The 13,185-nt window shown below is 48.7% G+C and carries 12 protein-coding genes and 3 pseudogenes; all 15 read right to left on the bottom strand.

Annotated features, from left to right (window positions below; all coding sequences use genetic code 11):
- Nucleotides 1–497: 497 nt before the first annotated feature.
- The 15 genes and pseudogenes from JCM11969_RS20745 to pth all read right to left on the bottom strand — a co-directional run bounded on the left by JCM11969_RS20745 (nucleotide 498) and on the right by pth (nucleotide 12,395).
- Nucleotides 498–1,022, bottom strand: coding sequence for a hypothetical protein (locus JCM11969_RS20745; RefSeq protein WP_439709744.1), 525 nt, complete (start codon nucleotides 1,020–1,022; stop codon nucleotides 498–500).
- Nucleotides 1,015–2,190 (bottom strand): ATP-dependent zinc metalloprotease FtsH, encoded by a 1,176-nt coding sequence (ftsH, locus tag JCM11969_RS20740; RefSeq protein WP_439709743.1) that lies wholly within the window; start codon nucleotides 2,188–2,190, stop codon nucleotides 1,015–1,017. Before ftsH ends, JCM11969_RS20745 begins: the two co-directional genes overlap by 8 nt.
- Nucleotides 2,187–2,648 (bottom strand): ATP-dependent metallopeptidase FtsH/Yme1/Tma family protein, encoded by a 462-nt coding sequence (locus tag JCM11969_RS20735; protein WP_439709742.1) that lies wholly within the window; start codon nucleotides 2,646–2,648, stop codon nucleotides 2,187–2,189. The genes ftsH and JCM11969_RS20735 overlap by 4 nt, the downstream gene beginning before the upstream one ends.
- Nucleotides 2,649–2,750: 102 nt before the next feature.
- Nucleotides 2,751–3,291: pseudogene (gene hpt, locus JCM11969_RS10870) on the bottom strand (hypoxanthine phosphoribosyltransferase).
- Between the two features lie 11 nt (nucleotides 3,292–3,302).
- A complete protein-coding gene (gene tilS / locus JCM11969_RS10865) occupies nucleotides 3,303–4,664 on the bottom strand; it encodes a tRNA lysidine(34) synthetase TilS (RefSeq protein WP_054711206.1) in 1,362 nt (453 codons plus the stop codon).
- A gap of 138 nt (nucleotides 4,665–4,802) precedes the next feature.
- On the bottom strand, nucleotides 4,803–5,336 hold the full coding sequence (locus JCM11969_RS10860; protein WP_054711203.1) for a S1 domain-containing RNA-binding protein: 534 nt from the start codon (nucleotides 5,334–5,336) through the stop codon (nucleotides 4,803–4,805).
- 313 nt (nucleotides 5,337–5,649) lie between these two features.
- Entirely contained in the window at nucleotides 5,650–5,859 is a 210-nt protein-coding gene (locus JCM11969_RS10855; RefSeq protein ID WP_263850060.1) for an FtsB family cell division protein, read from the bottom strand.
- A 29-nt stretch (nucleotides 5,860–5,888) separates the two neighbouring features.
- Nucleotides 5,889–6,041, bottom strand: a complete 153-nt coding sequence (locus JCM11969_RS17785; protein ID WP_156319341.1) for a hypothetical protein — start codon at nucleotides 6,039–6,041, stop codon at nucleotides 5,889–5,891.
- 347 nt (nucleotides 6,042–6,388) lie between these two features.
- Nucleotides 6,389–6,658 (bottom strand): RNA-binding S4 domain-containing protein, encoded by a 270-nt coding sequence (locus JCM11969_RS10850; RefSeq protein WP_054711199.1) that lies wholly within the window; start codon nucleotides 6,656–6,658, stop codon nucleotides 6,389–6,391.
- Nucleotides 6,659–6,670: 12 nt separating this feature from the next.
- Nucleotides 6,671–6,895 carry a hypothetical protein gene (locus JCM11969_RS19135; RefSeq protein WP_225353252.1) on the bottom strand — a complete coding sequence of 75 codons (225 nt, stop codon included), beginning with the start codon at nucleotides 6,893–6,895 and terminating at the stop codon, nucleotides 6,671–6,673.
- An 8-nt stretch (nucleotides 6,896–6,903) separates the two neighbouring features.
- The gene (locus JCM11969_RS19130; protein ID WP_225353251.1) at nucleotides 6,904–7,272 is read right to left on the bottom strand and encodes an MATE family efflux transporter; all 369 of its coding nucleotides are present in this window, start codon (nucleotides 7,270–7,272) and stop codon (nucleotides 6,904–6,906) included.
- The gene (locus JCM11969_RS19125) at nucleotides 7,272–8,087 is read right to left on the bottom strand and encodes an oligosaccharide flippase family protein (protein ID WP_263850059.1); all 816 of its coding nucleotides are present in this window, start codon (nucleotides 8,085–8,087) and stop codon (nucleotides 7,272–7,274) included. The genes JCM11969_RS19130 and JCM11969_RS19125 overlap by 1 nt, the downstream gene beginning before the upstream one ends.
- A complete protein-coding gene (locus tag JCM11969_RS19120) occupies nucleotides 8,084–8,254 on the bottom strand; it encodes a hypothetical protein (protein WP_225353249.1) in 171 nt (56 codons plus the stop codon). Before JCM11969_RS19120 ends, JCM11969_RS19125 begins: the two co-directional genes overlap by 4 nt.
- Nucleotides 8,255–8,261: 7 nt before the next feature.
- Nucleotides 8,262–11,774 (bottom strand): annotated as a pseudogene (mfd, locus tag JCM11969_RS10840) (transcription-repair coupling factor).
- Between the two features lie 64 nt (nucleotides 11,775–11,838).
- Nucleotides 11,839–12,395: pseudogene (gene pth, locus JCM11969_RS10835) on the bottom strand (aminoacyl-tRNA hydrolase).
- Nucleotides 12,396–13,185: the final 790 nt, after the last annotated feature.

The raw sequence follows: 13,185 nt of genomic DNA, 5'->3' as shown, positions 1-13,185 counted from the left end.
GCAACCCTTTGCCTTCTGGAGTACGTTTCGGCTAGATAAAATTAGGACCTCATGTAAAACGATTCTCTGGAAAGAATAGAATAGAAAACAGAGTGCGGAAGAAGGACGCTCAAGGAGTGGAGCCTAGTGGACTTTGACGTAAAAGCCCGGGCCTGGCTTTTACGGTCAAAGTCCACTAGGTGCAACTCCTTGTCCTTCTGGAGCACGTTTCGACGCCAAAATAGCAAAACCGCAATGCTGCTCGGTTCTTTAACAAGATCGCTATGACTGCCTGTCAGCGTGATCATCTATTCACCACCTAAAATGTCCAACCCACATACCTGTATCCTCATATCCAAAATACGAACGCTCAACCCTACAAAACGAGTTCCAAAATAAAGACCACACCTTCAGCAAACGGCTTAAAACAAACGACGCCCCAACATCATGCCACCATCCGCTTCACAAAAAAAAGCCCACAAAAAAACCGCCAACAATCGTTAGCGATTTCTATGCCGTTAAGCCTCGTGATCAGAATCATCATCGTGTGGCTTGTCGGAGGTTGATCCATCATCCGTTGCCTTTGGCGTTTGATCATCAGAAGACTTTGGCGTCTCTGTCTGGTCATCCGCTTGATCATCGGTTGACTGATCAGTTTCAGTGTTTGTTTCCTGTTCTTGATGGCGAGCTGCTTCACGACGTTCAAGTTCAGCCTTGGACTGTTCGAAAGTAGCAGCCTTCTCACTCGGAAATTCAGAGTCATTATCCTTAGAAGGCATTTCACCCGTGTTAAACAAGCTGAGGATCTGCTTTTCGTCAAGTGTTTCGTACTTGAGCAAGGCTTGTGCGATCAACTTATGTTGTTCACGGTGTTCAGAAATGATCTTCTTAGCAGTTTCGTGACCTTCATTCAAGAGACGACGAACTTCTTCGTCAATGGCCGCAGCCGTTTCTCCTGAATAACTTGGACCGCCGTAAGGATTATTGCCCATTGGTTGGCCGCTAGAGCTTTCCAAGGCAACTGTTCCGACCTTATCACTCATCCATATTGGTCACCATGGCGCGGGCAATTTGCGTTGCCTGCTCAAAGTCGTTTGAGGCCCCGGATGATTCGGAGTTGAAGATAATCTCTTCAGCTGAACGACCACCCATTAACCCAGCGATTTGTTCCATAGCATCCTTCTTACTCATGAGCATTTGGTCTTCACGCGGCAGCATAATCGCGTACCCGCCAGCACGGCCACGTGGCACAATGGTCACCTTGTGAACGACCCGTGCATCATTAAGCACTAACCCGACAATGGTATGCCCAGCTTCATGGTAGGCCACTGTTTCACGTTCAGTCTTACTGATGACTCGGTTACGTTTAGCTGGCCCAGCAATAACCCGATCTTCAGCTTCGTCAATATCACCGGCATCGATCTCAGTCTTGTTACGACGAGCAGCCAAGAGCGCCCCTTCGTTCAACAGGTTTTCCAAGTCGGCACCCACGAACCCAGGTGTCTGCTTGGCGATTTCTTTCAAATCAACATCGTTAGCTAATGGCTTGTTACGAGAATGAACTTTCAGGATGGCTTCACGACCGTTAACGTCAGGACGGCCAACCAGGATCTTCCGGTCAAAACGACCCGGACGAAGCAGGGCTGGATCCAAAACATCAGAACGGTTGGTAGCGGCCATCACAATGACGCCTTCATTCCCAGTAAACCCGTCCATTTCGACCAACAACTGGTTCAGGGTTTGTTCACGTTCATCGTGACCGCCGCCCATGCCGTTACCACGTTGACGACCAACGGCATCAATTTCATCAATGAAGATGATCGATGGCGCGCTCTTTTTAGCCTGGTCGAATAAATCACGCACACGGCTAGCACCGACACCAACGAACATTTCAACGAAGTCAGACCCAGAAATTGAGAAGAATGGTACACCGGCTTCACCGGCAACCGCTTTAGCCAGCAATGTTTTACCAGTACCAGGAGGTCCCTCGAGTAACACACCCGATGGGATCCGGGCACCCAATGATATGAACTTCCTTGGATCCTTCAAAAATTCAACAACTTCGACAAGTTCTTGCTTTTCCTCTTCCTCACCGGCAACATCTGAGAAACGAACCTTGTTCTCCTTGCTGTCAGCAGGCTTCGCTTTGGATTTCCCAAAGTTCATCACCCGGCCATTGCCGCCGCCTTGGCCAGCCTGGCCCATCATCATGTAGAAGAAGAAGATAAAGGCAAGCAGTGTACCACATACACCAGCAGATTGATCCAGAAGCCACTGGACTCCTCAGCCTTCGTGTTCATCTTGACGTTATGATCCCGGGCATAACGTGTCATTTCTTGAACCGACGAATTGTTTTCCAAAATCGCGGTCGAGAAACTTGTTACCTTTGAACTTGTGCTCCCACCAAGCGTAAAGCCAGTCGTGGATTCTTTAGACTTTTGAGCTGTCCGATACTCACCGGTAACTTTGTACACGCCGCCGGACGGTTGAACGGAGAACTTTTTAATCTTGTTTTGCTTTAACTGTTGAATAAACTCACTGGATTGAATATCTTGGGATTGCGAGTTTGAGTTGTTGCCTTGGAAAAAGTAAACAACCCCCATGATCAACAGGAAGATCACAATGTAAAACAGACTATTTCTAAAGAGTCCATTTCTCTTATTGTTCATTTAGTGCCTCCTTACTCACGGTTCCCGTAGTTAGGAACGAAACTAGGGATATTCCCTTGCTTGATAGTCAATATATTATCACATTTGACCTTGTTTGACTAATTATTTATTCGCATAAACTTCGGGTTTTAAAATGCCCACGTACGGCAGGTTTCGATAGAATTCTTGATAGTCCAGACCATAACCCACGAGAAACTCATTTGGGACATTGAAACCAACGTAATCTGCCCTGGCTTCGACCACGCGTCCCTCGGTTTATCCAGCAAGGTGCAGACCTTAAATGAACGCGGTTGGCGTGCTTCAAGGAAGTCTTTCAAGTAGGCCAGCGTTCGCCCGCTATCCAGAATATCTTCCACAATAATCACATCACGGTCTTTAATATCAGTACTGATATCTTGTTCCAACGTCACTTCACCAGTGGACGCGGTGCCACCGTGGTAGCTTGAAACATCAATGAAATCAAGATCTGCCATGAGATCCATTTCCCGCAGCAGATCCGTCATAAAGAAGATCACACCCTTCAGGACGCCAATGACTAGCGGTCTTTTACCGGCGTAGTCCTCGGTCAGCTGTGCGCCCAATCGTTGGCAGGCAGCCTTAATGTCATCCTGATATATAACACGCGTTCGATATCGTTATTCATCTTTTTCTCCTTTAATTTAGCGGTTTAAGTTGAAGTTCAAACGTCTTGCCATCCGACCGTGGCGCTCTGAAACTACGCTGGATGCCAATGACCCACAGGACTTCCCCCGCAGCCGAGACCACCACTTGTTGCTGGTCTCGCACCGCGTTAGGCACCTTGTGGTCGATCATGATCCGACGCACCAACTTATGACCGCCTTGTTTCAACTGAATGCGATCGCTGGGTTGCACGTTGCGGACAGACAGCGGCAGTTCCGAAGGCTGCAACACGACACGCATGCGATCAGACCCTGTCATGACCGCCTGAGGTGCTGCTACCAACCGGATTGCCCACTGTTTTGCAATATCACCCCACTGTCTAGATACTACCACATTTTTGTTTTGCACACGTGGTTTTTCAGGAAGTTCTGTTTCATTTATCACTGAAAAATAATCGTAACTCTTAACGAGTCGGACGTGGTTGCCAAGCGCAATTTCGCCCTGTGGCCGCTGACCCGTCAGCAGGCCCGTTGCAGCGGTCACGTGGGCTTCAGAAACGGGGCCAAGCGCTTGAAGAAACCGCCGCATCACAGGTTGTTGAACCCCATCTGGTAACCGTTGAAAGCCGCGCACATCACCCGTCAACGGTGAACGTCGAACTGTTATCCGTCGACAATCTGCGGAAAGTTGTGCATCGCTTAACGCCAGATGCGCCGTCAGCGTATCTGCATAGTGCTGCACGTGGGCAAGCAACTGAGGATTTTCCTGCTTTAACACCGGTACGACCTGATGGCGAATCCGGTTGCGCAACACGTCATCCGCCTGATTAGTGTCATCATCGTACCACGTAAGATGTTGCGCTCTAGCAAACGAGATAAGCTCAGCCTTGCCATAATCCAGTAGTGGTCGGACGAGCAGCCCGCCACCAAATGGCTGAGCACGCTTGATGCCGACCAATTGGTGAAGGTCACCCCCACGAATGAGTTTCATCAAAATGGTCTCTACCTGGTCATCCCCGTGGTGTGCTGTCACGAGCGCTGTCGCCTGATACCGGCGCATGAGCTGGCCGAAAAAGGCGTACCGAAAATCACGTGCTGCCGCCTCAATTCCCGTTTTTGGATGTGTTTCGATCGGCCACACGGTGCCTTCAAAAACAAGGTCATGGTCGTGACAATAAGTCCGCAAATACTCGGCTTCAGCCTCGCTCTGCTGTCGTAGCCGATGATTGACATGTGCCACGATCACCCTTGGGCGCACATCAACTGGCAACCGTTCAAGCAGCCTTAACAACGTCATCGAATCCACCCCAGTGGACACCGCCACGATCACTGTATCCTTTTTTGAAAACCAGGCGTTTGATTGAATCACATGGTCAAATCGTTGTTGAAATTTCACGTTGCGTTCCTTTCTAGGACACCTAAAAATAAAGGGCCGTCAAGCGAACCCTTGCTGGATTTGCTTGACGACCCACCCCATCATCAACTCACGATAATGGCGTCTTAAAATCATACGGTTATCAGCCTGCTGGCCAACTTAACTGCGACGCCCGCCACGGCCGCCGCGCTTACCCTCAGTATTACGTTTAAGAGTTGCTAGCCGATCTTCACTATCCTTGAGAAAACCGGACATCATATCGTCAAAACTCTCCTTATGGTTTGAGGAGTGGGCGTTGTGTGAACGACCACCATTGTTGTTACTGCGATAATGGGAATTACCACCATTGCCACCATTATGGTGACTGTTACTCTCATGATGAGTGTCATGATGAGGATTGTTATTATCGTGATGATCACGCGAATGGTGTTCATGATGTTCATGTTCGCCTTCCGGATGATCCGTTGCCTTACGAATTGATAATGCGATCTTACCGTCGTCACCAATGGATAATACCTTAACGGTCACGGTGTCGCCAATACTTAACACATCGTGGATATCCTTCACGAAGCCGTCAGATACCTCACTGATATGAACCAAGCCGGTTTTGTGCTCACCTAAGTCGATGAATGCGCCAAAGTTTGTAATACCTGAAACCTTGCCAGCGACTTTTGCTCCAACCTCGATTGCCATAAAAAAGAATTTCCTCCTTAAAATATGTACTAATATTATAGCACAATTATCAAGAATCCAAATGGAACAATCCCATGAATTCTTAATCATATTTTCATTTTGCCGTTTTTTGAGGTTGTCAAAAACGGGTTGATCAACAGCGTGTTCAGCTTTCATAAACACGTTTTAAAATGAAACCACTTAACCATTATGTGCTGGTTCAAAGAATCTAAAAGTCCCGTTGCAGACAAGCCCAAATAGCTGAGGAAATTCATCTCGGTTATCCAGACTGACGCGACGGGAATTAACCACTATATTGACTGTCGAAACCCTGCTATTTTGCCGTGACGTCACTTGATTTTTCATACGGCAGACTGTAGATCGTTTCACCAGACTTTGAGTAGTAGTACTTAGATCTGATCAATTTTTCAAGATACGACTTGTCATTTAAGCGGTCAACGTGTCCTTGTAACCGTTGTGACGTTTGTTTTATCGTCGATAGCTTGGTCTTTCGTGCGGAGATCTGCTGAGTTGTCTGACCCATCGCGATCTTCGTGTGAATGATCTGGGCCCCTAAACCCAAAAAAACGACGATAAAAACGCCACCATAATCATAGCCCGCTTTTTTCTGCGCTTCGTCAACAATTGTTTCGTTTCAGTATGCGCAGCTGTAACCTGTCTTGTGTAGTCATTATCAAGATGTGTAACATTTCCCTTTGCTGCCATCTTTACCCCTCCCAGGAAAGTAGCTTTATGTTGAGTATAACAACACATTAGCCCCTTGTCCATGGGGTTTAAAACGGATTCAGGAAAAGTTACAGAATTGTAATAGAGAGTGTGGAGAAAGGCGGTTAAGGGGCAGAATGTAACGGACTCTGGTCTAAAAGTCAGGCCCGGACTTTTCTGTTTTAATAGCCAGAGTGCCTATTGCTACAGCTTTCTTGGCCACCGTGCTGAAACGAGTTCCGCAAGGCACGGGGCTAACGTGTAACGGACTCTGGTCTAAAAGTCAGGCCCGGACTTTTAGACCAGAGTCCGTTACACACCGCCCCTAACCCGCCTTGCTCCACTCTCTACTCCCTAAAATCCTTCTCATATTCTTCACTAACAATCTTATACATATTGTCAGCATCCTGCTTCTTAGTCGTATCCAGCAACTGCATCACCTGCACTGTGAGTGTCTTATTTCCGAACTTAATCACCAGTTCATCCTCCGGCATCACATCCGTTGATGACTTTGCCACGCGGCCGTTGACCGTAATTCTGCCCTTGTCCGCGATTTCTTTTGCTACCGTCCGTCGTTTAATAATTCGTGACACCTTTAAAAATTTATCTAATCGCATATTGTTCCTCCGTTATTTTGAAAATAGTCGCAACCATTTATCCGCCATTGGTAACATTAACCACTCCCGCAATGTCAGTAACCGCCAGCGCAGCGCCATACCAATGAAAAACACAACGCCCACTACCACGCCAATGCCGCTCACGAGGAGTGCGCCCAACCGTGACATCATCAGTGCCGGGCCGAAGAAGGCGTGTAATAGGTCAATTAGGATTCTGAGGCCAATAATCATCGCCACGCACAACGTCACGAGTTACTGATCAATCGATCCTGAAACACATTTAAGTGTAATGATTGCACCTGTCGCGTCAGCATGTAGGTCATGACTGCCAGGGCAATGACTGTCGCCCAACTGGCACCGGCAGCGCCCATAAACACCACGCTGCGTTCGGTGATGACCAGCTTGACCAGCAGTCCGATGGCAAGACCAATTAGTGTCACGCGAAATTCATTGAGACTTTGTAAAATACTATTATAAATCATGATCAGCGTCGCAAACACAATGCTGAGCACGTACACGGACAGCATCGTGTTGCCTTGCCGGTCACCAAACAGAAAAAAGTTGATTTCTGGCATCAGTGCAATGAGTCCGGCGGTGGCAGCCGATGCGATCACTAACTGATTCGAATCATCCGCTTAGCCAATCGCCTAAACTGCTGTTGCCGATTGTGACTCAACGCTTCAGTTAAGGACGGCAGAAGCGACGACGCAAACGAGGTTGCAACCACCAGCCCAAGCTGAACTAGCGGCTGACCACGGTCGTAAATACCTTTAAGCGCTTTTGCCTGATCATCCATAAACCCATGCAGGACTAATCCACGTTTAACCGTGAACGAATCCACTAGCTGCATCAGCACCATCATCGACGCAAATAAACTGATCGTTCCGCCTTCAATCAACAGCCGTTTGGCCAATGTGCCATACCGATAAGCCGGGCGGTTAACCGGTCGCTGCCAAAAACTCACTTGATAGCGGGTCACAAACCAAGCCATGACTGCGGACGCAAAGACCGCTGCAATCGCGGCACTGCTCATTGCCCAGGTCCCCATTCGGTAAACATCCCAGTGGTGACGCATTGCCCAGTAGGCAACCGTTAAAATAACAGCCACGCGCACGGTTTGTTCAATAAGCTGAGAACTCGCTGACGGCCGCATATCGTACTCACCCTGAAAATAACCCCGGGAGACCGAAAGAAACGGTGAGAACAAGAACATCCAGCTCACCGCTTGAATGATCGGCCGCAGTCGACCGTCCCCCATCGCAACCGCAATGGGGCCGGCAAAGCCCTGCAGACCAAAGAAGACGATCAGGGAAAACCCGAGCATCAGCACAAATACCTGGTGCAGCACAGCTTGTTTTTCCGCCTGGTTCTTTGATTCAGCCACTAATTTAGAAATAAACATGGGCAGACCGCTCAGTGCAAACGTCATCCCGATGCCGTATATGGGATAAATTTGCTGATACACGTAAAATCCGTGTTGCCCACCATGTTCTGGAACGGTACCCGGTAAACAGCACTTAGAATTTTCGCAATCAGCGATGCAACGGACAGTAAAATTGCCCCCTGCATAATCGTCCGCATATTTCGTTCTTTCATAACTCACCTATTCAGCGACACTGGACGCTGCCATTTCACTTAATGCTTTGACAAACAATGTCAGCTCATTCAGCCAATCGGGAGCGGCCATCTTAGGTTGGATGACTAAGCCCACGATCAGGTGATCATCTTGCAGGTTGACGGTTGCTTTCAATTTCGTTTTGGCGAGAGCCTTAAAGACGGACTCCCCGCTGAATTCATCCGTCCCCTTCAAGCTGAAGGTGACCGTGATAATATCTTTCTTCCGGTGCATCTTGTCGATCAAGGCAGCATCAGCTTGCACCTTTAACTGACTGACTGCCAGTAGGTTCGCCACCTCGGATGGATACTCACCGAACCGGTCGATCAGATCATCCTGAACCTCGGTCAGATCCTCCTTAGTTTCGATTTGACGAATCCGCTTATACATTTCAATTTTTTGCTGCTGATCTTCGATGTAGGTATCTGGCAGATAGGCTTCCAGCCCCAGCTCGACAGTCGCATCCGTCTTATTACGCTGCTGTTTCCCCTGTTTCTTAGCCACGGCATCGCCCAACATTTGCGAGTAAAGATCATACCCGACGGAATCGATGAACCCGTGCTGCTGTTTTCCTAACAGGTTCCCCGCGCCCCGAATCGAGAGGTCCCGCATGGCAATCTTAAACCCAGATCCCAGCTCAGTGAAATCTTTAATGGCCTCTAACCGCTTTTCGCTCACTTCAGTCAGCACCTTGTTTGGCTGGTACATAAAGTAGGCGTACGCAACCCGGTTCGACCGGCCGATCCGACCACGGAGCTGATACAGTTGCGACAACCCCATGTGATCAGCATTTTCGATGAACATCGTGTTCACGTTGGGAATATCGATCCCGGTTTCAATGATCGTTGTCGTGACCAGCACATCATAGTCGCCACGAATGAAGTCGTAGAGGATCCCCTCTAGTTGTGCTTCCGTCATTTGACCATGGATATAGCCACTTCAGCCTCAGGTACCATCGCCTTGATCTGGCTCACAGTCTCTTCAATGTCACCCACGCGATTATGCAGGAAGAAGACTTGGCCGCCCCGCTGCATTTCCCGGCGAATACCATCCTGAATGGCGCCGGCATTTTGTTCCATCACGTACGTCTGAATTGGAAACCGGTTAGCTGGCGGTGTTTCAATAACGGACAGATCACGCACACCCAGCATTGACATGTGCAGTGTCCGTGGAATTGGCGTTGCGGTCAACGTCAGCACGTCGACCTGCGACTTCAACTGCTTGAGCCGTTCCTTATGCTTCACACCAAATCGTTGTTCCTCATCCACAAGAAGCAAGCCCAGGTCTTTAAACCCGATGTCTTTTGAAAGTAACCGATGGGTTCCGACAACGATGTCGATCGACCCGTCCTTTAACCCAGCGACCGTTTCGTGGACTTCCTTAGTCGTTTGGAACCGCGACAAAATTGCCACGGTGACCGGATATCCTTCAAACCGAGTCGTCATCGTGTCGTAGTGTTGTTGCGCCAAAATGGTGGTCGGGACCAGAAAGGCCACCTGTTTGCCAGCTTCAATTGCCTTGAAGGCTGCTCGCAGTGCCACTTCCGTTTTACCATACCCAACGTCACCGACTAGGAGTCTGTCCATTGGTTTTCGTTTTTCCATATCGTGCTTGATCTCATCGATACTGCGCAGCTGATCCGGCGTTTCTGAGTATGGAAAATCATCATCAAACTGTTGCTGATAGGAATCATCGTGTGGGAACGCATAGCCGGTTTCGGCTTCCCGCTTGGCGTAGAGCTCCACCAGATCATCAGCGATGTCTTCGATTTTAGCCGCAACTTTTTTCTTGGTTTTCGCCCAATCAGAACCACCAAGCTTGTTGATCCGTGGTGTTTTATCTTCTGACGAGACGTATTTTTGAATCAGGTTTAACTGGCTGACCGGAATAAATAATTTCGCGCCGTCTGGTACGAAATCGTCATGTAATCCTGATGCACGCCATCGACTTCAAGCGTCTGCATACCCTCAAATCGCCCGATCCCATGGTTCACGTGAACCACGTAATCGCCTGGTTTCAGGTCCGTGTAACTCTTTAGTCGTTCAGCGTTCGCCAGCGTTTGCCGGCGACGGTGGTGTTTAGCCACCTGCTTAAACATTTCGGCCTCAGTGATCACAACCAGCTTGGCCTCGGGTAATTCAAACCCGTTTTGGAACTGTCCAGGTGCCAGCTGGACCTGGCCGGGTTGCAGATCACTGGCTTCGTCATCACCGTTTTAATTTTGAAATCATCCAGTGTTTCGGACACCTTATTTAGCCGTTCTTCATCGTTGATCAGTAAAACGACTGTCTGGTTCAGCGACTGCCACCGTTCAATTTCTTGCTTCAGCAACGGCATCTGACCGAAGAACTGCTGCATACTGCGCGTCTGAATCTCAATCAACTGACTAAACCGCATGTTCCCCATGCCTTTTTGGAACAGCGCAAAGAAGATCTCGGCATGCTGGTCTTTCTTAAGCACGTTCGCAAACGGCAGCCCAAACTGCTGGTCGGTGAAGATCTGGTGGTCCTTAAGCTTATCGACCGCCCAGTTGGCTTCATCCAGCTCAAGCTGCTTATTGGCTTCGCGAACCCGCGGATAGTCATCCAGTAAGACCAACCCGTCATCTGCCAAATAGTCCAACAACGATACATCACCAAACAGATAATCACCAAATAACCGCAGTTCAGCCGATACGCCGCCTTTTTTAAGGTCATCAACCAGCGGGGTCACAAAATTACTGAGCTGTTCCGCTCCGTCATCATCAAGCTGTTTCATCTGGGTCTTTAGTGCATCTGTAAGGCGCTTTGCAGCAGCGTTTCGCTGTTCGGGATTTAATAACAGATCGGTAACGGCTAGAATCGTCACCTCATCAATATTTTCAACACTGCGTTGCGTGCTGGCGTCAAAGTAACGCAAGGAATCAATTTCGGTATCAAACAAGTCGACCCGAACTGGATATTCAGTATCTAACGGATAGATATCAATGATCGACCCGCGGACTGCAAAGTCACCTGGCGCATCCACAAGTTTTTGTCGGTGGTATCCCATCCGTTGCAGATGCGCAATCACGTCTTCAGAATCAATGTCGTCACCCGTTTTAAGCGTAAAGTGTGCTGTATCAAAGGATTGCGGCAGCGGTAACTGCCGGCGCAATCCAGCGACAGAAGTTACGACAACAACTGGCTTGTCTGCCCGAAGTGCACTCATCGCAAGGATGCGTTGCGCCAAAAAGTCGGGAGAACTGGTCGCGATTTCGGCTGCTAACAGTTCCTCGACTGGAAATTCAAACAATTCATCATCGGTTAAACTACTACTTAATTCAGCAACCAGTTGGTCTGCATGATACATGGTATCGGTCACGAAGATCATTGGTTTGCCCTGGGCATGCAATAGGGTCTGAATCAAAAGTGCCCTTGCCGAGCCGGTAATCCCGGTCACAAGTTGCCGCGTTTTTGGTGCTAATTGCGTTGCAAGTTGTTGGTATTCAGGCATCTTTTCGATAAATTCAGTTAATTGCACGGTTATTCCCCCTTTCTTATCACGGCCGCAGCAACTAGCCGCGGTTGGGTTATCCTTAGTTCATTTAATTGTAACGATTCATCAGTTCGGTCATTGGCACTTCGTCAAGCCAGTCAAACAGGGCTTCGACGGCGTGGTCAGCGGCGTTATCAAAATCGATCTGCTGGTCCGGTGTAAACTTCCCTAAAACGTAATTCACAACGTTGGCCTTAGACGGATGGGCGATGCCGACCTTAATTCGGTCAAACTCGCTGGTCCCCAGACTGGCAATGATACTCTTGATCCCATTGTGGCCGCCAGCTGAGCCCTTTGCACGCAGTCTGATGCGGCCAACGGTCATGTCCATATCATCTTGAACAATGATAATGTCTGATGTTTCCAATTTATAAAAATGGGCCAGTGCACCCACCGCACGGCCAGATTCATTCATAAACGTTTCCGGTTCGACCATCAGCACCTTTTCGCCGTTTACCTGGCCGCTTGCTAGCTTTGCTTCCATCTTCCGGGTAGAAAAGCTGAGGCCTGCCTTGTCAGCAAACCGCTCAACGACCATAAACCGGTATTATGCCGGGTCCCCTGATACTGTGGTCCAATGTTTCCAAGTCCAACGATCATCTTCATGTTGCGCTTCGCTCCTCATTACTCATCTAATTTGATTAAAACATGCAAAATAGCTGGACGGTAGTCTTGACCGTTCAGCATAACGTTTTCTTACACTTTATTATTCATCTTTTAACCCTAAAAGTATAGCATACGTCACCCTAAATTGCATAGTTGGCGCCTACAATGACGGTGGTTAGTGTTGGTATTGATAGTTCTGAATAGGACTGGCGCCTCGTTAAGCCATACAACATGACGAAGAAGCTTGAAATAGCGCTAGGCATGTCGCTCCGTAGCGCCGTTCGGCCCTGCAGGCTGAAGCCAGAGTGTGGAGCACTCCGGGAGTTGGCCTGCGGAACACGTTTCCACAATATAAACTAGAAATTCAAGGATCTCCTACGTCTCCCGTGTTCGTAAGCGAGGAAAATACCCTCGCCAACGAACACCGACACCACAGCCAGCAATGCCGAACAGCTCCACTACGCTACGATACTTGTGTGAGTCATCATAGGTGATAAGTCTTCATAAGCGGGGCCATGAAACCTGCTAATTGAACGTTACAAGTGATTAGCTCATGGCGAGAAGCATTGCTGTCAATGGCTTTACTAGCAGTCGAGGGCGGATTCTCTTCTAACTTGGTTTAACGCCATCGTGATGCTTAACCAGTGGTAGAAAGTAATCTCAACGTCAGTGGAATGCAGCAATTTGGCACGGAGCAGTGGTGTCGACATCAGTTAGCGACCGTACTTTGGTCGGTTACTGATGTGCGAGATGATGAAGATCCATTCGAGAGCTGCGCAGCAGGAATCGA

The sequence above is a fragment of the Secundilactobacillus paracollinoides DSM 15502 = JCM 11969 genome, from assembly GCF_001311135.1.
Taxonomy (GTDB): domain Bacteria; phylum Bacillota; class Bacilli; order Lactobacillales; family Lactobacillaceae; genus Secundilactobacillus; species Secundilactobacillus paracollinoides.
The sequence above is the reverse complement of the archived record's forward strand: the minus strand, read 5'-3'. Positions and strand labels throughout refer to the sequence as shown.